Below are 23,132 nucleotides of genomic sequence, written 5' to 3'. Positions count from 1 at the left end.
TAAAAATCTAGGCCAAGCGCACGGTCTTCTGGCTGGCTGCTGCTTGCGCGATGGCCTCGACCACCAACAGGTTTTGCAACCCATCGTGTGCACTCACCAGAGGTTCTTCCACACCTTGGATCACACGGATGAAGTGGTCCATCTGCAAGCGCAAGGGATCTTCCCGCTCTAGCGCCACAGTGCTGCTTTGATAAGGTTTGAACCATGAACGATCTTCTGCCTGGCCATACGTTTTCAAGCGCATAGTGGGCACGGCCAAGCTGCCCATCGTGCCTGCAATGACATAACAGTCCTCGTCGTCATAGCTGGCATAAGCCTTGTTCTCTTGACTGGTCTGCTCCCAACTTCGCGCCGACGCCGCTGTGTCTGACAGCATGAAAGACGCCAACACACCCGATGCAAAACGAAACGTGATGGACGCCGTATCTTCCACCGCAAAACCACGCACCGCATTAGAAGTCATGGCCTGCACTTGCGTGATCTCGCCACACAGCATGCGCAAGTTGTGAATCTCGTGGATGAGGTTAATCAAGATGGGGCCGCCGCCCACCTCACGCCGCCAAGGCGCCTGCGTGAAGTAGTCATCAGGTTTGTAAAACATGGCGCTGCCCATCACGCTGACCAACTGGCCCAAGCGACCCTCATCAATCACCACTTTGGCTTCACGCATGATGGGGCTGTGCGCACGGTGATGACCGATCAGTACTTTGGCTGAATGCGTTTGCGTGGCCTGCACCAGCTTTTGGGCATCGGCCACGGTGTTCGCGATCGGCTTCTCCACCAACACCGGCACACCTGCCGCCATGCATTGCAAGGATTGCGGCACATGCAAGGCATTGGGGGTGGCCAAAATCACGCCATCTGGCGAAGTCGCAGCCAACAGCGCATCTAAAGTGGCGTACCAAGGCACACCGTACGCGTTGGCCAAGGCCTGCGCGGCTTCAGACGGATCGGCAATCGCGCTCAATCGACACTGAAAAGATTGCGCCATGACAGCCATGTGGGCGCGACCAATCACGCCAGCACCGACGACCACGATGTTCACCGAGGTCATGTTTAAACGGTGGTTGCAGCCGCCGTGGTGGTGTGTGCGCCCCCCAAGAACAAGCGTTCCATTTGTGGGTCAGCCAAAATTTCAGCGGCTGATTTGTACAGCACCAAACGGCCAGACTCCAAAGCAATGGCATTGTCCGAGTACTTGAGCGCACTCTTCACGTTTTGCTCCACCATCAGCACCGTGGTGCCTTGGTCAGCCAGCTTGCGCAAAAGCTTGAAGACGTCTTGCACCACCATGGGTGACAAACCAATCGAGGGCTCGTCGATCAACAAAACCTTGGGACGCAGCAGCAAAGCACGGCCAATTTCGAGTTGCTTTTGTTCACCGCCTGACAACGAGGAAGCCAAGGAGTTCATGCGCTCTTTCACGCGTGGGAAAAACTCCAACACTTCAGGAATGCGCTCGTGCGTGGTTTTCATGCCCAGCGTGATGCCGCCCAACTCTAGGTTTTCAAACACGGAGAGTTGGCCAAACAAATTGCGACCTTGCGGCACAAAGGCAATACCGCGTGCGAGCAAGTCTTTTTGTGTGGCGCCCGTGATGTCATCGCCATTCAAACGAATCTTGCCTTGGCGCGGTGTGAGCAAGCCAAACAAGGTTTTGAGCACGGTCGATTTGCCAGCGCCATTCGGGCCAATCAACAACGTGATGGAGCCCTTGGGCACAGTGAACGACAGGTTGTTCAAGATCATGAAATCTTTGTAACCCGCCACGACATCGTCAAACTCGATGCATGGTGTTGTGTTGTTGTGTGTGGTCATGATCAGCTTCCCAGATAAGCGTCGAGCACTTGTTTGTTGGCGCGAATTTCTTCGGGTGTGCCAATGGCCATCACCTTGCCCTCCACCATCACCATGATGCGGTGGCACAGGTCCATCACAAAATCCATGTTGTGTTCGATCACAACAAAACTACCCTTGCGGGTTTTGTTCAAGTCTTTCAGCAAGGTGCTGATGCCGCCAACCAGCGATGGGTTCACACCCGCGCAAGGTTCGTCAAGCAACACCAGGGCAGGTTCGCTCATGAAGGCCATGGCAATGTCCACCAGCTTTTGTTGGCCGTAGCTCAACTCACCCGCTTTTTTGTCGGCCACATGTCGGATGTGGAATTGGTCAATCAAGGCATCCGCCTTGTCACCCAAGTTGGAGTCGTTGGGTGCGAACACGCGGCTGAACATGGTGCCTTGGTGCTCTTGCGCGGCCACGATCAAGTTGTCGCGCACGGTCATCTTGCCAAACACCTGAAGGGTTTGGAAAGTACGGCCCACGCCAAGGCGGTTGAGCTCCAAGGGGCCCAACTGCGTGACGTCTTGACCATTGAGTTCAATCTTGCCGGTGTCCGGTGTGATCTGGCCCAACATGCTGTTGAACAGCGTTGTTTTGCCAGAACCGTTAGGGCCAATCACGCCAAAGATTTCACCAGGGTGCACTTCAAACGACACGCCACCCACCGCTTGAATCGCGCCATAGGCCTTCTTCAAGTCGGTGACTTTGAGAACGGGTTGGTTGGTAGACATGGTCATGCTTTCACTCCTGATTGACCAGCCGCCGCACGCGCAGCAGAGGCTTCACGCGACTGACGTTTTGCACGGATACGGTCTGGAATGCTCAACAAACCATCGGGCAGCCAAATCATCAACATCACCACGGCAGTGCCGAACACAAACAAATACCAAGCCTGCGCAAAGCGCAACCACTCGGGCAAGATCACGCCCACGGCCGCCCCCAGCAAGGGACCCAAGAAATAACCTGGCCCACCCACCACCACCATGAGGTACATCATGATGGACGCTTCCACTGTGAACGGTGCGGGGTCGATGAACTGCACCATCGAACCAAACAAGCCACCGGCGATACCGGCATAAGCCGCACCAATCGCAAAGCTCAACAAGGTGTAGCCACGGATGTCCACACCCAAGCTCTCGGCACGGATGGGGTTGTCACGCAAGGCGGTGAACGCTTTGCCCCAAGGTGAATTGAGCAAACCCCACAAGAGCAAGCCCAGCACCACCGCAAACGCCAACACCAAATAGTAGTAAGCCAAATTGCCATCAAAGCTGATGCCGAAGGCTTCAGGGCGTGCAATGTTGTTGATGCCAAATGTGCCGCCGGTGAGCCACTCTTCGTTGCGCATCACCAACCACACCGCGGTGTTGAAGCCGAGTGTGGCAAACGCCAAGTAAATGGTTTGCACGCGCAGCGCAGGAAAGCCCAGAGCCAAGCCCACCACAAAGCAGCCTAAAGCTGCAAGTGGCATGCCTAACCAAAAGCTGTAGCCCGCCTGCATCAGAACAGCCACGGTGTAGGCACCAATGCCAAAGAACGCGGCATGGCCGAGTGACTTTTGACCGGCGTAACCGATGGTGAGGTTCAAGCCCATGGTGGCGATAACGTAAATCAGCCAATAGGTGAACAAATAAATGCCGTGATTCTTGAGCAACGTAGGCACAAAAATACAGGCCAGCAGCCCCAAGAGGCCGGCAAGAATTGCGAGCTTCTTCATACTTTGCGCTCCACTTTTTTACCCAGCAAGCCTTGTGGCTTGAACAAAATCACGACCATGAAAATGACCAGCGCTACCGCGTCTTTGTAGGCCGGCGAAATGTAGGCCGCAGCCAAGTTCTCGCACACCCCCACAATCACCCCGCCCAACAACGCACCACGTGAGTTGTTGAAACCACCAATGATCGCGGCGAAGAAGGCCTTGGTGCCCAAAGCAGCGCCCATGTCGAACTTGGCTAAATAAGTGGGTGTCACCAAAATCGCGGCGGCTGCAGCCAGTACGGCGTTGATGGCGAAGGTGTAAAAAATCATGCGAGGCACGTTGATGCCCAACACCGAAGCGCTTTCGGTGTTTTGAGCTACCGCTTGCATCGCACGACCCGTGACGGTCTTGGCCAAGAAGGCCTGTGTGATCAACACGAGTGCAATCGCGAACACAAAGGTGCCAATGTCAGTGGCCGAAATGGTGACACCGGCAATGTTGTAGACCTCATCGGCAAACAGATTGGGGAAAGGGTGTGGCTCAGCACTGTAGCCCGCACGCACTGCGTTGCGCATGGCGATGGACAGACCAATGGTCGCCACCACGATGGGCATCATGCCGAACTTGAAGAGAGGGTCCACCACACCACGCTTGAACAACCAGCCCAAGACGATGACCGACAGCACACAACTCGCGGCAAAGCTCAACACCAAAGGAAAACCTACAGCCATGAAGCCCAGCATCATGAAAGCAGGCAACATCACAAACTCGCCTTGCGCGAAGTTGATGGTGCCAGAAGCTTGCCAAAGCAAGGTAAAGCCTAAAGCTGCCAGCGCATAAATGCTGCCGGTGGCGAGGCCACTGAAAAAGAGTTGTAGGAAATCGGTCATATCAATTCGCTTGAAAAAGAAAGGCACGCCCGCAGGCGTGCCTTGTTTCTTTGATTACTTCTTGGCGTTCAAAGCGGGCAACGTGGCAGTCACCACTTGGCGGCCATTTTTCACTTCGATCAAGAAGCTTTCGCGGTCCAAGTCACCTTTGTCGTCAAAGCTCACATCCATGATGACGCCTGGGTATTTCTTGGCGCTGATGTTGATGCCGTGCAGTGCTTGCGCCACAGCTTTACGGTCAAGCTTGCCTACTTTTTCGATGGCGGCTTTGAGCACGTACACACCGGTGTAACCCTTGATGCCGTTGTGGTCAGAGATGCTGCCGTAGGCTTGGTAGTACTTGGCCTTGAACTTCAACATTTCTGGGTTCGGTGCATCCACAGTCAAACCGACGTGGGCCATCGCGCCGTTGGCAGCATCGCCCGCCAACTCAATCACTTTTTGGCCAGTCAACGTGGTCTCACCGATCACAGGCTTGGTCCAACCTTGCTTCTTCAACTCGCGCAACAAACGTGCGGACTCTTCTTCGTTGGTGTAGGCAAAGATAGCGTCAGCATTGCTTTGCTTGGCTTTCAACACGGCAGCGGAGAAGTCAACCTGACCCGCGTCTGTCGAAATATCAGCCACGATTTTGGTAGGACCATCGGCCAACAACTTGGTCAAGGTGTCACGACCACCTTTACCGAAGTCGTTGTTCACATAAATCACAGCCAATGTTTTGGCTTTGGTGTTGATGAACTTGGCCAGCTTAGGAAACGACGTGCTTTGACCGAATGCGGTGCGGAACACGTAAGGGTTGCCTTGTGCAGTGATAGAGGCGGCTTCACCACCGGTGAAGTTAGGCACCTCGCCGCGCTTGGATTCAGCCATCGACACCATGATGGAACCCGAGTAAACGGGGCCAAAAATGGCAAACACGCCGTCGTCAACCGCCTTCTGAGTCAAGCCCTTGGCCACGCCGGGGTTGGTTTGTGTGTCAACCGTGTAGTTTTCGATTTTCTTGCCCAAGATACCGCCGTTGTCGTTGATCTCTTTGACCGCTAACTCGACGCCGTTCTTGAACACCGTACCCGCTGTGGTACCAGGGCCGGAGAGCTCAACGATGTTGGCAATCTGGATGGTTTGCTGGGCTTGTGCCATGCCTGCCAACGCAAAAATTGCGGCAGCTGCAACAGCTTTCAGGGTGGAACGTTTATTCATGGATGTCTCCTCTTTGGGTTTGAAATTGAGCCTTTGTTTGGTGGCTCGGGGTGATGAAATCTGGGGCGGAACATTCAAAAAAATTGGATGTGTGCAATTTAGTTGCAAAAGCTTGATCTGTCGGGATAATCGCGTCAATTTGAGCGATTAACGAACGATATTGTGCGATCATCGAACGCATCACGGGTTTCCCCCTGCACACATGAAAAACACACTTTTGGCACATCCCATGGACATGGACAAGAAAGACTGGATCGCAGGTTTGGACAAAGGCCTTGCCATGTTGCAAACCTTTGATGAGCACAACCCGCGCTTGACGGCTACCCAAGCGGGACAGCGCTGCGGCCTGACGCGAACAGCCGCACGACGCTATTTGTTGACGCTCTTGCATTTGGGCTTTGTCGCCACCGACGGCAAACTGTTTTGGCTCACACCCAAGGTCATGCGACTGGGCCAGTCGTACTTGGAATCGGCGCGCTTGCCGCGCATCGTGCAACCCTCTTTGCAACGCTTGGCGATGGGCACACAAGAAATTTCGTTTGTTGCCGTGCTCGATGGCTACGACTTGGTCTACATCGCGCGCAACGGACAAAACCGCAGCATGAACACCAGCTTCGCGCTGGGTGCGCGTGTGCCCTGTCACCTCACCAGTGCGGGTGTTTTGCTGCTTGCGCTGTTGGGTGAGGAAGAGTCCGACGCGTGGTTGGCGAACCACGAACTCAAAGCCTTCACCTCGCACACCATCACCGATCCCAAGCGCATGCGCACCGAGTTGGCCCGCATTCGCACGCAAGATTGGGCGTTGTCCGAGCAGCAGCTCGACTTGGCGTACCGCGGCGTGGCGGTCCCCTTGCGTGACCACAAAGGGAATGTGCAAGGCGCGCTGACCGTGAGCATGCCCATTCAGCATGAAACGTCCAAGGAAGCCGTGAACCGAGTGCTGCCCGTGTTGCGCGAAGTCGCGCAAAGTTTGCGGCCGTTGATGTGAGGCAGCGTGGCAAAGACAATTAGGCATCGCCTAAAACTTTCTGAGTGGCGTTGAGACACATTTCAGCCCAAGCCTTGTCACCGATCGGTTTCGAGCGCTCAAGGTTCACGATTTCTACGCTCACGGGTAAATCTTGCGGCAAAGTGGCAAACAAACCTTTGACATCGATGGTGCCTTCTCCTGGCAGCAAACGTTCTTGGCGTGCACTGTGAATTAATTCTTCAGTCGTGAAACTCAAACCCGCTTGCGCATCGCACATTTGTGCATAGTGCAACAGCTTGCGTGGAATGGCAGCGATGTCTGCCAAGGTGGTGGTGGAACGACCAAAGTGCAAAGCATCCACCAAGATGCCAGCGTTCTTCGGCGTGCCGGCTTGTTTGACCACACGCATCGCGGCTTGTGTATCTTTCACACCCGTCCACGGCATAAACTCCAAATCTGCGGTGAGTCCATAGGGTTGCATGAACTCACACAGTTGCGCGTAATGCTGAGCCAAACGTTGCTCGTTGCTGTCGTCGGCTGCAATCAACACTGCACGAGCTTTAAGTGCGGCCCCCGCCTCTAACAAGGGGCGGTGCACTACGGGGTCAAATTGCTCGCCGATGCGAATGATTTCAAGGTCAAACACCTGCACACCCGTGTCGGCCATGCGTACCAAGGTTTCGCGTTGCACGGCTGCATCGGTGATGAAACTTTGAAACGGTGCGCCAGGCCCATTAGGCTGCAAACGCAATCCCACAAAACCATAGCCCAACTGCGCGGCAATGCTGATAGCTTCGGGAACTGTCGAGGCATTGGCCGTTAAGTACGCGAGCGAATAGGTACGCATGGTGTGCTGCCCTCGTGACTTATTTCAAAGGCGACACCGCGGTGGGCAACGCGATGGTGGACACCATGTTGGTGGTCAGGTTGGCTGGGCCGCCTTTGGGTGGCCAAATACCTTGGGCCACAGCATCTGCACGGGCTTTGCTGCGTGCATCGAGTGTGGGATATGCCCAGATGTTGGTAAAGCGCAGCGGGCCATCTAAAGCGACCATCGCCACCACACAAGGTGAAATTTTGTCGCGCACCGGAATGGCTTGCTCCCACAAATCAAGAGTGGGTTGCACGCCACCGGGTTTGATACCGTAGGTTCGAATTTCATACACGGGGCCGTTGATGCCGCTCTCGGCACTGGGTCGCACGGGCTTCATCCAAGGAAAGCCTTGGTAGCTGTGTTGCTCCAAACTTTGGAAAATGTCGCCACAACCAAAGGGGCTGGCGTTGTGTTGCGTGCGGTTGCGCTCGGCTTGCAAGGTGGCCAAGTCGTCAAAGCCGCGCAACACAACCATTTGGTTGAGTACACCAATGTCGGTAAACCAGCAGCCCAGCAATTCGCCTTGACCTTGCGCAGCGAAAGTTTGCACATTGGCAGCAGCTTGGGCAGCGGTGCCAAAAGGCAGCGTCATGGTGGCGAGTTCGTAATACATGGGAGAGGTCCTATTCAAAAATGGATGTTCAGAAGAAGCAAAGTCAGGAGATAAACGGGCAGCATGATGCGCGGCCAAATAACCAAATGTCATGGCGGGGCCGAGAGTGATACCGCCGCTCGGATAGTTGCCGCCCATCACGCTGGAGAGGTCGTTGCCACCGGCGTACAAACCGTCGATTGGCTGGCCTTGCGCGTTGAGCACTTGGGCGTGTTCGTTGCAACGCAAGCCCGCAAACGTGCCCAAGCTGCCAGCCACAATGCGCACGGCGTAAAACGGGCCGTCTTGAATGGGCGCCATATTCGGGTTAAGGCCTGCGTGCATGGCGTCGCCTTGCACGCGGTTGTACGCGGTTTGGCCTTTGGCAAATTCACCGTCGTAGCCAATGTCGGCTTGGGTGTTGTAACGCGCCACGGTGTTTTGCAAGGCCACGGCTTCAATGCCACACGCATCCGCCAATTCGGCCAAGGTGTTGCCACGTTTCAAGTAACCATTGGCCAACATGCCATGCATGGGCACAGGTGCAGGCTTGACCGCGCCTAAGCCCCAGCGGCAGATAAAGCGGTGGTCCACCACCAACCACGCTTGCACGGGCTCGCCTTCGGGTAATGCGTTGATCAAACCTTGCATGAAGTCGTGGTAGGAGTCGGCTTCGTTCACAAAGCGTTTACCAAAGCGTGTCACGGCAATCAGGCCGGGCTTGCCGCGTTCAATCAAATGTGGGAAGTGGGCGGTGGTTCCATCTTGACGTGGCACCAGCGACACGGGCGCCATGGCAGCCGCGTGCTTCAAATCGGTGGCGACCACAGCGCCCACCGACTCGCCCAAGCGCAAGCCATCGCCGGTGTTGCCACGCGACGCGGCTGAGAAATGTTGTTGGCCTGTCGGGTCGTGCGGCAAGAGTTGGCTCTTACGTTGTGGGTCATGCGGGAAACCGCCAGTGGCCAACATCACGCCGCGTTTGGCGCGAATAGTTTGCTCTGCACCGTTGTGCATCACCACGGCGCCACGCACTTTTTGCACACCGTCAGCACCTGCTTCTGTGACCAAACGCACCGCTGGGCTGTTCACGCGAATGTCCCCCCCCGCATCAAAAGTCGACTTTGCCAAACCTGCGACCAAGGCATTGCCGTTGACCAGCTGCATCCCTCGACCATGGATTGCCAAATCAAATACATGAAACGTGAGGCGCTTGGCCACATGAAAGAACGAGCCCCATGAACGCAGCGCATTGAAGAAGTGTCGAATGTCAGCCCCCGAGGCAATGCCCATGCCGAGGAAAGTCATCTCGTACAACGGCGTTTTGAGCTGCTTCACATGTTTGCCCAGCCAGCGGCCATTGAACGGCGCGGCACACACCGAACGGCCGCCCAGAGCAGCATCTTCGGTCTTGCCGTGGAAATCGGGAATCAAGTTGCCATCGATGAACTGCAAAGCCGTGTTCTCTTTAAAGAAGCGCAACATTCGCGGCCCGTGCGTGAGAAAAGCGCGCACACGCGTTTCGTCAAACTGTTCGCCCAACTCGCGGCGCAAATACGCCAGCGGCTTTTCAATCGGTTCGGTCATGCCCGCTTTGATCGCCAACGGGTTGCGTGGAATCCACATCCAACCACCCGACCATGCGGTGGTACCGCCGTATTGCGGATCCTTTTCAACGACGATAACTTTGAGCCCCAAGTGCGCAGCCGTGACGGCCGTAGACAGCGCACCTGCGCCCGAGCCCACGACAAGCAAATCGCAATCCCAGTGCGTAGAGGCGCTGTGGCGGCTCATGGTCTCAAGCTGCGTAAATAGGTTGCAAACGCACTTGACTGGTGCCGCGCGTCAACATGGGCGACGCACCACTGGCTGCGGCCAGCTGCGCGGCGTACGACAGCAAGTCAGGCACAAGTGCCAACATGCGCTCGCGCGTCAAACGTGCAGAAGGTCCCGCCACGCTGATGGTGCCCATGGGCAACTGCCCAGCCAAACCCACCGGCACGGCAATGGCGTTCAACCCTGCGGTGTAGGTTTCTTCGGTCAGGCTGTAGCCTTGTTTACGGGTGTCTTGCAACACCTTGAGGAAGGCTTTCAAACTTTTGGGCGCGTTGGGGCCGAACTCTTGTGGCGTCCCTAGGCCTTGTTGCGACACCAAGGCCAAAGCATCGTCATCCTTCATGGTGGACAACCAAGCCAAGCCAGATGACGAACAACTCAACCGCGCAATACTGCCCATGTCCGGGTCATAGCGCAGACCTTGGCGAGCACCTTGTGCGCGTGCCACCCAAATCAAGCGGTCACCGTCCACTACTGACAAACGCACCAGCTCGCCCGTTTGCTCGGCCAAGCGGTCGAGCAAGGGCTGCGCCACATCAATGACGCCTGTTTTGCTAAGGTAGGTCAAGCCCAGCGACACAAGTTTGGTGGTCAACACATACTCGCCCATGTCGCGGGTTTGGCGGACATAGCCGAAACGAATGAGGTCCGCCAACAGGCGGTGCGCAGCACTCTTAGGCATGTTGAGCTTGTCGGCCAACACAGCCAGCTCAACGCCCTGCTCTTGGCTAGACAAGAGCTCCAAGATGCCCAAAGTTCTCTCAAGTACGCTGCTCATAGTGGTGTGTGGTTGGTAAATGTTGAATTGGACTTTATCACAAAAAATGAAATTTGTTCAAAAGTTGAACGTCATTCCATTTTTGTATAAACTGCGACACATTCATCCACTCAAAGCTTCATCACCATGCTTGAAAACTTCAGCGGCGCCACACGTGTGCACGTCATTGTTGGCGACCCCATTGCCCAAGTGAAATCACCTTTTGGCGTGACCCAAGCCTTTGCATCGCATGGCCGCGACGCCATCTGCGTCCCAGCCCACGTCACCCCTTCGGACTTGACCGATTGGTGGGCAGGCACCAAGCGTGCGCGCAACATCGACGGCCTCATCGTCACCGTGCCGCACAAATTTGCATGCACCGCGTTTTGCGACACCTTGTCAGAGCGCGCCGCTTTTCTGGGCACCGTGAACACCGTGCGACGCGACGCGCAAGGCCATTGGCATGGCGACATGTTCGATGGTTTGGGCTATGTGCGCGCCATGGAGAAAAACGGTTGCACGTTGAACAACAAACGCGCCTTGTTGGTCGGCGCAGGTGGCGCAGGCTCTGCCATTGCGCACAGTTTGGTGCTGGCGGGGGTGAGCGAGTTGGCCATTCACGACCCGGATGACCAACGCCGCCAATCCTTGATCGACCGCCTCAACAGTTTGAAACTGGGCAAGGTCACCCATCTTGAAAAGTTCACACTTGGCAGCCCCGACCCCACAGGGTTTGATGTGGCCGTCAACGCCACGCCCATCGGCATGAAAGAAGCCGATCCCACGCCGATTGACATCACCAAAATTCATGACGACATGTTTGTCGGCTGCGTCATCACGGCCCCCGCCATCACCCCGTTGATTGCGGCGGCGCGCGCCAAAGGCTGCAAGACCGTGACAGGTGCCGATATGTTTGCGCAAGTGCGCGAACTGATGGTTAATTTCTTATTGGAGGCTTGATTCATGAACGACACCTTGCATCCCCTTCATCAGCGCATCAGCACCGACCTCTCTCAACTCAATGACCACGACACCGTGGACTTGGTGGTGATTGGTTCTGGCAGTGCAGGTTTCTCAGCCGCACTCAATGCGGCGATTGACGGCGCACGCGTGCTGTTGGTCGAACGCACGGGCCATGTGGGCGGCACCACCGCTTGGTCCGCCGCCACCACCTGGGTGCCTGGCACGCAACGCGGCTTGGAAGTCAACCCCGACGACACGCCCGAGCGCGTGGCCACCTTTCTGAACCTCGCCGTCGGCGAGCGATCTGATCCCAAGCTTCGACAAGCATTTATCGACAATGGCCCACCTGCCATTGCCAAACTCGAAGCCCACAGCGCGTTGCAATTTCAAGTGCGCATGTTGCACCCTGACTATTTGTCTGAATTGGAAGGCTCGGTGCTGCGAGGCCGTGCGATCGAGCCACAACCCTTTGATGGCAAATTACTCGGACCCAATCTGCCGCTGGTGCGCAACCCCATCCCCGAGTTCACCGTGCTCGGCGGCATGATGGTGGACCGCGATGACATTTTCCATTTGTTGCGCTTGACTCAAAATTGGAAGTCATTCAGCTACAGCGTCCGCATCATCGTGCGCCACTTTCTTGACCAACTATTGCACCCACGCAGCACGCGCTTGGTCATGGGCAACGCCATGATTGCGCGCATGCTGTACAGCTACATCCAACGCGATGGTTTGTTGGTCACGAACACCGAAGCCATGCGACTGCTGCAAGAGGGCAACGTCATTCAAGGCGTGGTGTTGCAACAAACCTTGACTGACGGAAGCCAGGTCAGACGCACGGTACGCTGCAAAGGTGGCGTGGTCATGGCCAGCGGCGGCTTCAACCGTCACGCCACACGCCGGACTGATTTGTTACCCGGCGCCAAAGAAGCATGGTGTCCCGCAGCCCCCGGCCACACAGGCTGTGCACAAGACTTGGCCATTCAAGCGGGTGGCCAACTCGGCAATGAGGGTTTGAGCCATGCGTTTTGGGCGCCAGTATCCACACGCCAACGTACCGATGGCAGCACCGCCGTGTTCCCGCACTTTGTGATGGACCGCGGCAAACCCGGCATGATCACCGTGGACAGCCAAGGCCAGCGCTATGTGAACGAATCGACCTCGTACCACTTGTTTGGCATAGCCATGCAAGCCCGCCATGCCACCATTCCCAGTGTGCCGTCTTGGCTTGTTTGCGATTCAGGCGCCTTAAAGCGTTATGGCATTGGTATGGTGCGCCCCGGCGGTAAGGGCATCAAGCCGTTCTTGGCTGATGGTTATTTGAAACAAGGCAACAGCTTGGCTGAGCTCGCACTACAGCTCAAGCTGCCAGCAGACAAATTCAACGCCACGGTTGAGCGCTTCAATGCATTTGCCGACCAAGGTGTAGATGAAGATTTCCAACGTGGCACCACCGACTATCAACGCGCCAATGGCGACGCCACATGGCACGGTCCCAACCCCTGTTTGGGCGCTTTGCGCGAAGGCCCTTTCTACGCGATTGCGCTCTACCCCGGCGACATTGGTGCGGCCACAGGCTTGCTCACCGATGGCGATGCACGTGTGCTCAACGCACAAGGCGTGGCGATTGACGGCTTATACGCGGCGGGCAACGACATGCATTCCATCATGGGTGGCGTGTATCCCGCACCTGGCATCACGATTGGGCCAGCGATCACGTTTGGCTACTTAGCGGCCAAGCATGCGTTGACCAGGTGTCACGCCTAACGCGACTGTTGCGAAGCGGCCGCCGCAGCACTGAAGTCACGGGGCCCCGTCAGCGCCAGACCGCCATCCACAGGAATGATGGTGCCGGTGATGAATGCGCCCAAATCACTGGCCAGCACCATGGCCATGTTGGCAATGTCTTGGATGGCGCCCAAGCGCTTGAGAGGCACGCGTTGGGTCATGGCAGACAAGGTGTCGGCGGTGGGTGCCAAACGTTTGAGCCCTTCTGTCTCGGCAATCGGCCCAGGCACGATGGAGTTGATACGAATGCCTTGCGCGCCCCACTCCAACGCCAGCACTTGCGTCAGCATGTCAATACCGGCTTTGGCCGCGCACACATGCGCCTGGTATGGCGTGGGAATAAATGCTTGGCCTGCAGAAATTTGAATCACACAGGCACCCGGTTTTTGCAAGTAGGCATGCGCCAAGCGCACAACATGAAAGCTCCCCAACAAATCAATGTCGATCACCGTCTTGAAAGCGTTGGGCGACATATCCAGCACGCTGGCTAAGAAATTACCCGCAGCGCCAGAAATCAGCACATCAATCGGTCCAAATTTTTCTGCGGCTTGTGCAAATGCAGACTCTAAGGCTGCGGGCTGTCGAACATCTGCGGAGGCGCCCCACGCTTGCGCGCCGGTAGACGCGAGTTGCGCCACCGCTGCATCCACCTTCTCGGCCGAGCGGCTGATCAATGAAATGCGTGCACCGGCTTTCGCAAACGCCTGCGCAATGCCAAAGTTAATGCCGCTGGAGCCGCCGGCGACAAACACATGTTTGCCAGAAAAATCAAAGTTCAAAGTTGTCATAAAGCTCACTCAGGTTTAAAGCCAATTTCTTTCAACATCTTGGCATCGCGTTCAAATTGCAAACGGGCATAGGCTGCGTACTCCTCACCAGACGTCCAATTCGCTTGAAAGTCAAACTGCTCCAATTGATTCAAATAAGCGGGGTCAGACGCTGCTTTTTTGAAGGCACTCGCCAACCGCGCCGCGATCTTGGGATCTAAATTTTTAGGGGTCACCAAACCCATGGGGGATTCAATGACCAAGTCATAGCCCAACTCTTTGACCGTGGGTACGTTGGGGTAACGCTTGAGGCGTTCCGCCGTGAAGGTTGCCAGCAAGCGAACTTTGCCGCCTTGCACCTGAGCGCCAAAGCCTGGGTCGCCATACACATCCAAATGCCGGCCAATGAGCGTGGTGAAGGCTTCTGAGCCACCTTTGAATGGCACCATGTTGAAACTGGTGCCAGCCAATTTGGCGAGTCGTTCGGCATAAATTCGGTTGATACTGATCGCCCCCACGTTGCCCCAACTCAGCACACCCGGCTGTTTTTTGGCATCTACCAAGAGCTCACCGACATTCTTCCAGGGTGCATCCATGGCGACCGAAACCCCTGTGCTCAACCCAAACAAACCAGCGATGTAAGTGAAATCGCGCAAAGGATCGAAATTCACTTTTTGAATCAAGGGCGCACGGATGACTGAGTTATGCATGACCGCCAAGGTATAGCCATCCGCCTCGTTCATTGCGCCCACAGAGGCCGTCCCCATGATGCCGCCCGCGCCAGGTTTGTGCATCAACACCACGGGCTGCCCTAAATCACGCGAAGCGGCTTCAGCCAAAGATCGAAACACAGGATCGACAGAGCCACCTGGGGGAAATGGCAGTACCAAAGAAATGGGTTTAGAAGGAAAAGGGTCGGCCGCCAACGCGCTGAGGCCACCACTACAAAGAGCTAGGCCGCACACAACCAGTAACGAATGACGCCGTACACGGTTTAGGAGAGTTGACTTCATCGTTTTTTCCTTTTGAAATGAAAGACCAGTTGAGCTTCATGCGCGTGCGCGTGCACGTGCACGTGCACGTGCACGTTCACGTTCACGCAGCACATTTTTCAGAATTTTTCCGGCAGCCGACATCGGCAGTTCCGTCAAGAAGCTAAAGCTGCGTGGGCATTTGTAACCAGCCAGTTGTTGGTGACACGCCGCGTGCAAAGCGGCTGACATGTCATCGGTCGACAAGCTCGCCGTGTTGGTCAAAACAATGACCGCATGCACCGCCTCGCCCCACTTCACATCGGGCACGCCGATCACGGCGGCTTGTGCCACATCCGGGTGGTTGCGCAGCACGGCCTCGACCTCGGCACAGTAGACGTTTTCACCACCCGTGATGATCATGTCTTTGAGGCGATCCACGATGAACACATACCCATCTTCACGCATGCGCCCCAAGTCGCCGGTCCGAAACCAACCGTCAACAAAGGCTGCGGCAGTCGCTTCGGGCTGCTTCCAATAGCCTTGCATGACCATGGGGCCGCGCACCCAAACCTCACCCACTTGACCGCGTGGTGCATCTTCGCCCGCGTCATTCATTACCTTGATTTCAGCGCCCAAGCCAGCGCGGCCAACTGAATTCAACAGCGTACGCGCTTCTCCCTGCCCGCGATGGTTGACAGGTAAGTTGATGCACACGGCGCCGGCGGTTTCCGTCAATCCATAGGCTTGGAAAAATTCAGCGTTGGGCCAAGCGGCCAAGGCACGGTTGAGCAAGTCAGGCGGCATGGGCGCAGCGCCAAAGGCAATGCGGTCCAAACACTGCAACTTGCTTGCATCAAAGTTCGCATCATCTAGCAAGGCTTGCAACATGCTGGGCACGACGATGGTGTCGTTGATGCCAAAACGCGCAATGGCGGACAGCACTGCGGGAGTTCTGAATTGCGCCATCGTCAACCAACGCCCACCCACAACCATCTGACCGACCATGCGGCCCAAGCCAGCCACATGGAACAAGGGAGCCACCAACAGCGATACGGCATCTGGCGGGTTGTTCAGCTCAGCACCGCGCGTCATACAAGCGGACCAGAAGTTGGCGTGCGTCAACATCACCCCTTTTGATCGACCTGTGGTGCCGCCGGTGTAGAGGAGCGAGGCCAAGGCTGATCCACCGGTCCGTGTGTCAGCGACGGCAGGCATGGACGCCGAAGCGTTCGCCAAATCCAGCAAACTCAAAGAAGGTGAAAATCCTTGAGGGGCTGGCATGCTGACGTCGTGCAACAGCAGTGCGGCATCACTGTCTTTCAACGCATAGTCCAGCTCCGGTTCACTCCACCGTGTGTTCATGGGACACGCCACTGCGCCCAGCCACCAACACGCCAGAATGGCTTGAATCAATTGATCGGAATTGGGCGACAGCAATGCCACGCGGTCATTGGCGCCTATGCCACGGGCTTGCAAATAAGCGGCTTGACGCCCGACCGCATCGACGACTTCGGCAAACGTCCAGTGCCGTTCGCCAGCATCACTTACATGCGTCAAGGCGATGGTGTCAGGGTGCCGTTGAACAGCACGATGTAAACCTTGGGTCAAGTACAAAGCATGTTCCTTAGTCAGGCTGTGCTTCAAAAGAAGCCAACAGCTCACGCTTGAGCACTTTGCCGCTCAGCGTCATCGGGAACACATCGCTCACCACGATGTGTGCTGGCCGTTTGTAAGGCGCCAAATGATCGGCCACATAAGCATCCAAGGCCGCACGGTCGAGTTTGGCGTTGGGCTGCATTTCAAGGAAGGCCATGATTTCTTCATTTCCGCCAGATATGGCACGCCCCACGACTGCCGCACGCTGCACACCTGGGAATTGGGCGAGCACTGACTCCACCTCGCCGGGGTAGACATTGAAGCCCGAGCGAATGATCATTTCTTTCAAGCGCCCCACCACAAACAAAGCGCCGGAATCGTCCAAGTAACCCATGTCACCACTGGTGTACCAGCCGCCTTCACGCATCACTTGCGCCGTTGCGGCGGTATCGCGAAAGTAACCGGGCATCAAGCCAACGCCACGCATCCAAATCTCACCGCGCTCGCCTGTCGCTGCATCTTGACCTTGCTCGTTGACGATGCGCAGCCCCGCACCGTCGACCAAATAGCCTGCCGATGTATCGTCCCGCGCCACGTTCAAGGCGCCCAAACACAAAGCGCCGGCGTATTCAGACAAGCCATAGCCATGGTGCAAAGGCTTGGAGAAACGTGCCTCCACCGCACGCTTGAGCTTCAAATCCAACGGTGCTGCACCGGTGTAGACGTAGCGCAACGCAGGACAAACAGGATGCGCAATACCTTGCTCATCCAACCAAGCCAACAAACGCGTGAACATCGCGGGCGGTCCTTGCAACTGCGTGACACCGCCGTCAGCCAAGGCCTTGAACACATCGGCAGGATCAAACGCGCTGCGCATCACCAGAGCCGCACGCGCATACAAAGAAGCCATCAACACGGTGCCCAAGCCAAAGATGTGCGTCATCGGCAAATAAGCATACGAACGGTCCGCCTGTGTGAGTTGACGGGACTCCGTCGACACACGGCCAAACTGCAGCAAACCTTGGTGCGACACCAACACACCCTTGGGTGTGCCCGTTGTGCCCGACGTGAAAATGATGGCTGCCACGCGTTGTGCCAACTCACCGACCTCGGCCACCGCCTCCGTGCGCACAGCACTGCGTTGCAAACCCGTCAATACACTGCCACTGGCACCTGCCTCTTGTGCATGTGATCGCGCAGCTGAAGACACCTCGCTGGTGAAATACATCACGCGCGGGTCCGCCTTTTGCACGAACAAGTTGACCTCGCCGCGTGACATGCGGGCATTCACACCACAAGACCAAGCGCCAACCCTGCTGCATGCCAAGATCAAAGCCACATGCTCGGGACAGTTCTCGGACACGATCAACACGCGGTCTCCTGCACGCACGCCGTCAGACTGCAACTCCAGCACCAAACGGTCGACCAAAACGGACAACTCTGCCAACGTGAAATCAGCTGTTGGTGTGGAAAGAAACACTTGCGATGGCGCTTGCGCCACGCGCGCATCAAACAGTTGATGAATATATTGAAAGTTCATGTCAATCACTGAACCTGAATACCTTTGGTCACCGTGGCCCACAGCGCCAACTCACGCGCAGCTCGCTCAGCCAACAGTTGGGGCGAGCCCACCCACAGGTCATAGCCTTGCTCAGCCCATTTGGTTTTCAATTCGTCGCCCGCCAAGGCTTTGCGGGTGGCTTCGTTCAAACGTTGCACCATGTCAGCGGGCAATTTTGCGGGGCCGTACAAGCCATACCAGCCACCCACCTCGTAATCGGCCAAGCCCGCTTCGCGCATGGTGGGGACATCGGGCATCGACACGTTGCGTTCACGCGAGGTGACAGCCATGGCCAACACGCGCCCTGAAGCCACGTAGTTACGCGCGCTGCCAATGATGTCAAACATCATGTTGATCTGCCCGCCAATCACATCGGTCATGGCCGGCGCGTTGCCTTTGTAAGGCACATGCGTCAAGGTGGTACCGGTGCGCAATGCAAACAATTCACCACTCAGATGGTTAGATGCGCCCATACCTGCAGAACCGTAAGCCAACTTGTTGGGATTGGCTTTGGCATAGCTGATGAGTTCGGGCACCGTTTTAAAGGGTTGATCTTTGTTGACCACCAAGACATTGGAATAGCTCAAGATCGGGGCTATGGGCGTCACGTCTTTGGCAGGATCAAACGGCATGGACTTCAAAACGTGTGGGCTGATCGTCATGGTTGGGCTGGCTGCAAAAAACAACAGCAAGCCGTTCGGTGTCGCTTTGGCCACAGCATCGCCGCCCATGGCACCGCCAGCACCCGCTCTGTTTTCCACCACCACAGGTTGCCCGAGCTCACGCGACAGCGCGGGTGCAAACAAGCGTGCAGCCGCATCGACAGGCCCACCTGCCGCATAGCCCACCACCAAGCGCACCGTCTGCCCCGGTGTTTGTGCCAACAGAGCAAGTGGCGAAAGAAGCAACAGCGCCGTCCAAGCGCGTGAAGATTGCAGCAACCGTCGCGTTCCTAAAAATTTAAAAAAACTCATGTGTTTTGTCTCCTGATGATTGATTGATATAGGCACACGTGAATGGCGGGCGTTAACCGCCCGAAGCTCATTGGCTAAGCTTGATGCCCGCCTCTTTGATGATGTTGGCGTAGACCTGCGCATCCGACTTCAAAACTTGCGCAAACTCGTCGGGTTTGCCCCCTCCCACAGCCAAGCCAAAGCCTTCGATGCGCGCCACCACATCGGGCATGCGCAAGATACGGTTGGCCTCGTCTGAATACTTGGCCACGATGGCCGCAGGCGTATTAGCGGGCAAGAGCATGCCAAACCATCCCAAGGGCTCGTAAGAGTGAAAGCCCAACTCTTTGAACGTCGGCACATCGGGCAAAGCAGGCATGCGCTGAGGCCCCGTGACAGCCAGAGCTTTGAATGATTTCAAATGCGCGCGCGCAGAGGCAGAGTCAATGAATGCCGAAGTCAATTGACCACCCACCATGTTGTTCACCAACGGTGCCGCACCTTGGAACGGCACATGCACCATGTCTATGCCTCCCTGGAGATTTAACAAAGAACCTTGAATGTGTGACGAAGTGCCTGCGCCATAGGTGCCGAAGTTGTACTTGCCTGGATTGGCTTTGACCAAGGCGATGAAGTCTTTCAAGTTGTTGGCAGGTGAACTTGGGGGCACCACAAACATGCTGGGGCTTTTCGCAATTTGGACCACGGGCGCAAAGTCTTTGAGCGGGTCATACGGCAAGCTCATCAGTGAGGGCTGCTGAATGATGGCGGTGATCGTCATCAAAATGGTGTGGCCATCAGGCGCAGCTTTGGCCACCATGTTGTTGCCAATGGTGCCACCTGCACCGGGTTTGTTTTCGATCACCACAGACGTGTTCCATGCCTCGCCGAACTTCTGCGCCATCATGCGCGCCAATGCGTCTGTAGCACCACCGGCTGGGTAGGGCACGATCACTTTGATAGGTTGACTCGGAAAGTTTTGAGCCCATACAGGCGCTGATGCCGCGAAAGCGCTCAACGCGGCAGCGGCCATCAAGACTCGGCGAGCAATGATTTGTTTCATAGGTGTCTCCTCTTTGTAGTGAACGAACTTCAGCGTGTGGCTTCGCGCACCAAGTTGCGCGCAATCACAATTTGTTGAATCTGGCTGGTGCCTTCGTACAAACGGAACAAGCGCACATCGCGGTAGAACCGCTCGATGCCGTACTCGCTCAAGTAACCCGCACCGCCAAATATTTGCAACGCACGATCCGCCACACGGCCACACATCTCGGACGCGAATAACTTGCAGCACGATGCTTCGGTAGCGACGGATTGACCATCATCGCGTCGACGCGCCGCATCAATCACCATGCAACGTGCCGCATAGATTTCGGCTTGGCTGTCTGCCAACATGGCTTGCACCAGTTGAAACTCGGCAATCGGTTGGCCAAATTGTTTGCGCTCGATGGCGTAGTTCAGCGCATCGCGTTGCATGCGCTCAGCCACGCCGACGCAAATGGCCGCAATATGGATACGGCCCTTCTCCAACACTTTCATCGCGGTTTTGAAGCCCTGGCCTTCCTTGTTACCAATGAGTTGGCTGGCTGGCACGCGACAGTTTTCAAAAATCACGTCGGCCGTGTGCGCCCCGCGCTGGCCCATCTTTTTATCGACCTTGCCAATCGTGATGCCCGGCGTGTTGGCTTCGACGATGAAAGCCGACACACCACCTGCCCCTTTGTCTGCAGGGTTGGTACGCGCCATCAAGGTAAAGATGCCGGCATGGGGTGAGTTGGTGATGTAGCGCTTGGTCCCGTTGACGATGTAATGGTCGCCCTCGGCATCGGTGCCACGAATGGCCGTGGTGCGCAGCGAGGCTGCGTCTGAACCGGCGTCAGGCTCGGTCAACGCGAACGAAGCAATCAATTCACCGGTGGCGAGTTTGGGCAAATACTTGGCTTTTTGCTCGGGCGTGCCATCGAACAAAATGCCTTGCGACCCAATGCCAACGGTCGTCCCAAACAGCGAGCGAAAGCACGGCGAGGTTTGGCCCATCGCCAAAATGACCATGACTTCCTCTTCCATGGTCAGCTCTAAGCCGCCATAAGACTCCGGCACAGTCAAACCGAACAGGCCCATGTCTTTCATCTCTTGCACGATGTCGTCGGGAATTTCGTCGGTCTCAGCCACCAAGGCTTCGGCAGGCACGAGGCGTTCTCGCACAAATCGGTTCACCGTGTCGAGCAACGCATTCAGGGTTTGGGGATCACGAATCATGGGATTTCTTTATAAATAGATACGTTAAAAAACAGATGCGTCACAGCGCATCCGCCGTTCCCAAAATGGCCGTTGATTGGCTCGACAAGGTGCCGCCGTTGCCATGGGCCAACGCGATGTGCGCGCCCGACACTTGGCGTTCACCGCCCTCGCCTCGCAACTGGCGCACGGCTTCAATGAGCGTGAAAATGCCATACATGCCCGGATGCACACACGACAAGCCACCGCCGTTGGTGTTGACGGGCAAATGGCCCCCAGGTGCAATGCCGCCGTTTTGCACAAACGAACCAGCCTCGCCTTTGGCGCAAAAGCCCAGGTCTTCCAAGAACAACAAGGTGTTGATGGTGAAGGCGTCGTACAGCTCCACCACGTCCATGTCTTTGGCGCTCAGTCCTGCCATGGCATAGGCTTGGCGACCTGACTCGCTGGCCGCGGTGACGGTGATGTCTGGCATGGCCGAGATCTGACGGTTCCAGCAAGCGGTGCCGTTACCCAGCACATACACCGGCTTCTTGGCCAAGTGCTTGGCGCGGTCGGCGCGCACCAGCACATAGGCGCCGCCGCCATCGGTGACCAAACAACAATCGCGTACCGACAGCGGATCGCTCACCATGCGCGCGTTGAGCACATCGTCGATGGACAGCGGATCGCGCGAGAAGGCTTCGGGGTTGAGCTGCGCCCACTTGCGTGCTGCCACAGCGACTTCGGCCAAGTCGCGTCGTGTGGTGCCATACAAATGCATGTGGCGCGAAGCAGCCAGGGCATAAGCACTGGGCGGATTGAAAGGTTCGTAAGGCGTTTCATACGGCTGCGGATCCATCCAACGCCGCGCCTGCGCGATCTCGCGTCGACCAAAGGTTGCGGTGCGTTGCGTGCTGCCGTAACAAACCAACACCGCATTGCACTGGCCAGATTGCAAAGCATGCATGGCAGGCAACAGATGTGCAATGAAACTTGAGCCACCCACCATGGTGCCGTCGATGAAGCTCGGGCGAATGCCCAAGTACTCGATGACGGGCATGGGCCACATGGTCGAGCCCACGCTGGCGGTGCACAGACCGTCGATGTCGCTCATCTTCAAACCTGCATCGGCCACCGCAGCGTGCGCCGAGCGTGCCAGCAGCTCCATCTCGGAAAAACCATGGGCTTCGCCACACCCAAACGTGGCCACACCCGCAATGGCTGCGCTACCGCGCAAGGCTTTTAATCCGTCACTCATGCTGCACCTCCTACGGCGTCGAACACCACCACACCTTTGTCATCGGCCACCACCACACGCGCGGTCACGCGCTGGCCAATCTTCACGTCATCGGGCTTCACGTTGTCCACGCGGCTCATCAAACGCGGACCTTCGTCGAGGTCAATCAGGCTGACGTTGTAGTCACCCCCATCGGCTGGCTTGCGGCGCACGGTGGTCACGGCGTAGACCGTGCCTTGTCCGCTGGGACTGACAAATTGCACCGCATCGCTGCCGCAATGCGGGCAGATTTCACGCGGAAAGTAAATGTGTTGACCGCAGCCGTCGCACTTTTGAATCAGAAAACGTCCTTCAGCCAATGCGGCTTGGTGCTGCACAAGGACACCTGTGGTTTTATCGCTCATCGTTATCTC

The 23,132-nt window shown here is 56.5% G+C and carries 21 protein-coding genes; 3 read left to right on the top strand and 18 right to left on the bottom strand.

Annotated features, from left to right (window positions below; all coding sequences use genetic code 11):
• Positions 1-7 precede the first annotated feature (7 nt).
• Genes B9Z42_RS03535 through B9Z42_RS03510 form a run of 6 tightly spaced genes read right to left on the bottom strand, consistent with a single transcriptional unit; the run spans position 8 to position 5,631 of the window.
• Complete coding sequence (locus B9Z42_RS03535) at positions 8-1,054, bottom strand: Gfo/Idh/MocA family protein (protein WP_100131971.1); 1,047 nt, start codon at positions 1,052-1,054, stop codon at positions 8-10.
• Between the two features lie 2 nt (positions 1,055-1,056).
• Positions 1,057-1,818 (bottom strand): ABC transporter ATP-binding protein, encoded by a 762-nt coding sequence (locus B9Z42_RS03530; RefSeq protein WP_100131970.1) that lies wholly within the window; start codon positions 1,816-1,818, stop codon positions 1,057-1,059.
• A gap of 2 nt (positions 1,819-1,820) precedes the next feature.
• Positions 1,821-2,579: an ABC transporter ATP-binding protein gene (locus tag B9Z42_RS03525; protein ID WP_233203511.1), complete on the bottom strand. Its 759-nt coding sequence runs from the start codon at positions 2,577-2,579 to the stop codon at positions 1,821-1,823.
• A complete protein-coding gene (locus B9Z42_RS03520) occupies positions 2,576-3,559 on the bottom strand; it encodes a branched-chain amino acid ABC transporter permease (RefSeq protein WP_100131969.1) in 984 nt (327 codons plus the stop codon). The genes B9Z42_RS03525 and B9Z42_RS03520 overlap by 4 nt, the downstream gene beginning before the upstream one ends.
• Positions 3,556-4,431 carry a branched-chain amino acid ABC transporter permease gene (locus B9Z42_RS03515; protein ID WP_100131968.1) on the bottom strand — a complete coding sequence of 292 codons (876 nt, stop codon included), beginning with the start codon at positions 4,429-4,431 and terminating at the stop codon, positions 3,556-3,558. The genes B9Z42_RS03520 and B9Z42_RS03515 overlap by 4 nt, the downstream gene beginning before the upstream one ends.
• A 54-nt stretch (positions 4,432-4,485) precedes the next feature.
• Positions 4,486-5,631: an ABC transporter substrate-binding protein gene (locus B9Z42_RS03510; RefSeq protein WP_100131967.1), complete on the bottom strand. Its 1,146-nt coding sequence runs from the start codon at positions 5,629-5,631 to the stop codon at positions 4,486-4,488.
• Positions 5,632-5,866: 235 nt separating this feature from the next.
• Between B9Z42_RS03510 and B9Z42_RS03500 the strand changes: the two genes are divergently transcribed.
• Entirely contained in the window at positions 5,867-6,619 is a 753-nt protein-coding gene (locus B9Z42_RS03500) for an IclR family transcriptional regulator C-terminal domain-containing protein (RefSeq protein ID WP_100132270.1), read from the top strand.
• 19 nt (positions 6,620-6,638) lie between these two features.
• On the opposite strand, the gene B9Z42_RS03495 is transcribed toward B9Z42_RS03500, so the two are convergent.
• From B9Z42_RS03495 to B9Z42_RS03485, 3 genes are read right to left on the bottom strand one after another with little or no spacing between them, the layout of a single operon-like run.
• On the bottom strand, positions 6,639-7,448 hold the full coding sequence (locus tag B9Z42_RS03495; RefSeq protein WP_100131965.1) for a sugar phosphate isomerase/epimerase: 810 nt from the start codon (positions 7,446-7,448) through the stop codon (positions 6,639-6,641).
• Between the two features lie 19 nt (positions 7,449-7,467).
• Positions 7,468-9,861 carry an FAD-dependent oxidoreductase gene (locus B9Z42_RS03490; RefSeq protein ID WP_100131964.1) on the bottom strand — a complete coding sequence of 798 codons (2,394 nt, stop codon included), beginning with the start codon at positions 9,859-9,861 and terminating at the stop codon, positions 7,468-7,470.
• A gap of 4 nt (positions 9,862-9,865) precedes the next feature.
• Positions 9,866-10,681: an IclR family transcriptional regulator gene (locus B9Z42_RS03485; protein WP_100131963.1), complete on the bottom strand. Its 816-nt coding sequence runs from the start codon at positions 10,679-10,681 to the stop codon at positions 9,866-9,868.
• A gap of 126 nt (positions 10,682-10,807) precedes the next feature.
• On the opposite strand from B9Z42_RS03485, the gene B9Z42_RS03480 reads away from it, so the two are divergent.
• On the top strand, positions 10,808-11,620 hold the full coding sequence (locus B9Z42_RS03480; protein ID WP_100131962.1) for a shikimate dehydrogenase: 813 nt from the start codon (positions 10,808-10,810) through the stop codon (positions 11,618-11,620).
• Between the two features lie 3 nt (positions 11,621-11,623).
• Entirely contained in the window at positions 11,624-13,390 is a 1,767-nt protein-coding gene (locus tag B9Z42_RS03475; RefSeq protein ID WP_143474028.1) for an FAD-dependent oxidoreductase, read from the top strand.
• On the opposite strand, the gene B9Z42_RS03470 is transcribed toward B9Z42_RS03475, so the two are convergent.
• The 9 genes from B9Z42_RS03470 to B9Z42_RS03430 all read right to left on the bottom strand — a co-directional run bounded on the left by B9Z42_RS03470 (position 13,387) and on the right by B9Z42_RS03430 (position 23,123).
• Positions 13,387-14,199 carry an SDR family oxidoreductase gene (locus B9Z42_RS03470; RefSeq protein WP_100131961.1) on the bottom strand — a complete coding sequence of 271 codons (813 nt, stop codon included), beginning with the start codon at positions 14,197-14,199 and terminating at the stop codon, positions 13,387-13,389. The two genes, B9Z42_RS03475 and B9Z42_RS03470, sit on opposite strands and share 4 nt — an antisense overlap.
• 5 nt (positions 14,200-14,204) lie before the next feature.
• Entirely contained in the window at positions 14,205-15,191 is a 987-nt protein-coding gene (locus B9Z42_RS03465) for a tripartite tricarboxylate transporter substrate binding protein (RefSeq protein WP_100131960.1), read from the bottom strand.
• A 36-nt stretch (positions 15,192-15,227) separates the two neighbouring features.
• Positions 15,228-16,766 (bottom strand): class I adenylate-forming enzyme family protein, encoded by a 1,539-nt coding sequence (locus B9Z42_RS03460; protein ID WP_100131959.1) that lies wholly within the window; start codon positions 16,764-16,766, stop codon positions 15,228-15,230.
• A 10-nt stretch (positions 16,767-16,776) separates the two neighbouring features.
• Positions 16,777-18,288 carry a class I adenylate-forming enzyme family protein gene (locus B9Z42_RS03455; RefSeq protein WP_100131958.1) on the bottom strand — a complete coding sequence of 504 codons (1,512 nt, stop codon included), beginning with the start codon at positions 18,286-18,288 and terminating at the stop codon, positions 16,777-16,779.
• 5 nt (positions 18,289-18,293) lie between these two features.
• On the bottom strand, positions 18,294-19,283 hold the full coding sequence (locus B9Z42_RS03450) for a tripartite tricarboxylate transporter substrate binding protein (protein WP_100131957.1): 990 nt from the start codon (positions 19,281-19,283) through the stop codon (positions 18,294-18,296).
• A 67-nt stretch (positions 19,284-19,350) separates the two neighbouring features.
• Positions 19,351-20,325: a tripartite tricarboxylate transporter substrate binding protein gene (locus tag B9Z42_RS03445; protein ID WP_100131956.1), complete on the bottom strand. Its 975-nt coding sequence runs from the start codon at positions 20,323-20,325 to the stop codon at positions 19,351-19,353.
• A gap of 29 nt (positions 20,326-20,354) precedes the next feature.
• Positions 20,355-21,521 carry an acyl-CoA dehydrogenase family protein gene (locus tag B9Z42_RS03440; RefSeq protein ID WP_100131955.1) on the bottom strand — a complete coding sequence of 389 codons (1,167 nt, stop codon included), beginning with the start codon at positions 21,519-21,521 and terminating at the stop codon, positions 20,355-20,357.
• A gap of 40 nt (positions 21,522-21,561) precedes the next feature.
• A complete protein-coding gene (locus B9Z42_RS03435) occupies positions 21,562-22,740 on the bottom strand; it encodes a thiolase (RefSeq protein WP_100131954.1) in 1,179 nt (392 codons plus the stop codon).
• Positions 22,737-23,123, bottom strand: coding sequence for a Zn-ribbon domain-containing OB-fold protein (locus B9Z42_RS03430; RefSeq protein WP_100131953.1), 387 nt, complete (start codon positions 23,121-23,123; stop codon positions 22,737-22,739). Before B9Z42_RS03430 ends, B9Z42_RS03435 begins: the two co-directional genes overlap by 4 nt.
• Positions 23,124-23,132: the final 9 nt, after the last annotated feature.

It is taken from the genome of Limnohabitans sp. B9-3 (assembly GCF_002778325.1).
Lineage (GTDB): Bacteria > Pseudomonadota > Gammaproteobacteria > Burkholderiales > Burkholderiaceae_C > Limnohabitans > Limnohabitans kasalickyi.
Note: the sequence above shows the minus strand (reverse complement) of the source record. Positions and strands in the feature narration are given on the sequence as shown.

Excerpts from the sequence above, each read along its gene's own strand:
- B9Z42_RS03535 (WP_100131971.1), bottom strand. The coding sequence starts at position 1,054 with ATGACCTCGGTGAACATCGTGGTCGTCGGTGCTGGCGTGATTGGTCGC.
- B9Z42_RS03530 (WP_100131970.1), bottom strand. The coding sequence starts at position 1,818 with ATGACCACACACAACAACACAACACCATGCATCGAGTTTGACGATGTC.
- B9Z42_RS03525 (WP_233203511.1), bottom strand. The coding sequence starts at position 2,579 with ATGACCATGTCTACCAACCAACCCGTTCTCAAAGTCACCGACTTGAAG.
- B9Z42_RS03520 (WP_100131969.1), bottom strand. The coding sequence starts at position 3,559 with ATGAAGAAGCTCGCAATTCTTGCCGGCCTCTTGGGGCTGCTGGCCTGT.
- B9Z42_RS03515 (WP_100131968.1), bottom strand. The coding sequence starts at position 4,431 with ATGACCGATTTCCTACAACTCTTTTTCAGTGGCCTCGCCACCGGCAGC.
- B9Z42_RS03510 (WP_100131967.1), bottom strand. The coding sequence starts at position 5,631 with ATGAATAAACGTTCCACCCTGAAAGCTGTTGCAGCTGCCGCAATTTTT.
- B9Z42_RS03500 (WP_100132270.1), top strand. The coding sequence starts at position 5,867 with ATGGACAAGAAAGACTGGATCGCAGGTTTGGACAAAGGCCTTGCCATG.
- B9Z42_RS03495 (WP_100131965.1), bottom strand. The coding sequence starts at position 7,448 with ATGCGTACCTATTCGCTCGCGTACTTAACGGCCAATGCCTCGACAGTT.
- B9Z42_RS03490 (WP_100131964.1), bottom strand. The coding sequence starts at position 9,861 with ATGAGCCGCCACAGCGCCTCTACGCACTGGGATTGCGATTTGCTTGTC.
- B9Z42_RS03485 (WP_100131963.1), bottom strand. The coding sequence starts at position 10,681 with ATGAGCAGCGTACTTGAGAGAACTTTGGGCATCTTGGAGCTCTTGTCT.
- B9Z42_RS03480 (WP_100131962.1), top strand. The coding sequence starts at position 10,808 with ATGCTTGAAAACTTCAGCGGCGCCACACGTGTGCACGTCATTGTTGGC.
- B9Z42_RS03475 (WP_143474028.1), top strand. The coding sequence starts at position 11,624 with ATGAACGACACCTTGCATCCCCTTCATCAGCGCATCAGCACCGACCTC.
- B9Z42_RS03470 (WP_100131961.1), bottom strand. The coding sequence starts at position 14,199 with ATGACAACTTTGAACTTTGATTTTTCTGGCAAACATGTGTTTGTCGCC.
- B9Z42_RS03465 (WP_100131960.1), bottom strand. The coding sequence starts at position 15,191 with ATGAAGTCAACTCTCCTAAACCGTGTACGGCGTCATTCGTTACTGGTT.
- B9Z42_RS03455 (WP_100131958.1), bottom strand. The coding sequence starts at position 18,288 with ATGAACTTTCAATATATTCATCAACTGTTTGATGCGCGCGTGGCGCAA.
- B9Z42_RS03450 (WP_100131957.1), bottom strand. The coding sequence starts at position 19,283 with ATGAGTTTTTTTAAATTTTTAGGAACGCGACGGTTGCTGCAATCTTCA.
- B9Z42_RS03445 (WP_100131956.1), bottom strand. The coding sequence starts at position 20,325 with ATGAAACAAATCATTGCTCGCCGAGTCTTGATGGCCGCTGCCGCGTTG.
- B9Z42_RS03440 (WP_100131955.1), bottom strand. The coding sequence starts at position 21,521 with ATGATTCGTGATCCCCAAACCCTGAATGCGTTGCTCGACACGGTGAAC.
- B9Z42_RS03435 (WP_100131954.1), bottom strand. The coding sequence starts at position 22,740 with ATGAGTGACGGATTAAAAGCCTTGCGCGGTAGCGCAGCCATTGCGGGT.
- B9Z42_RS03430 (WP_100131953.1), bottom strand. The coding sequence starts at position 23,123 with ATGAGCGATAAAACCACAGGTGTCCTTGTGCAGCACCAAGCCGCATTG.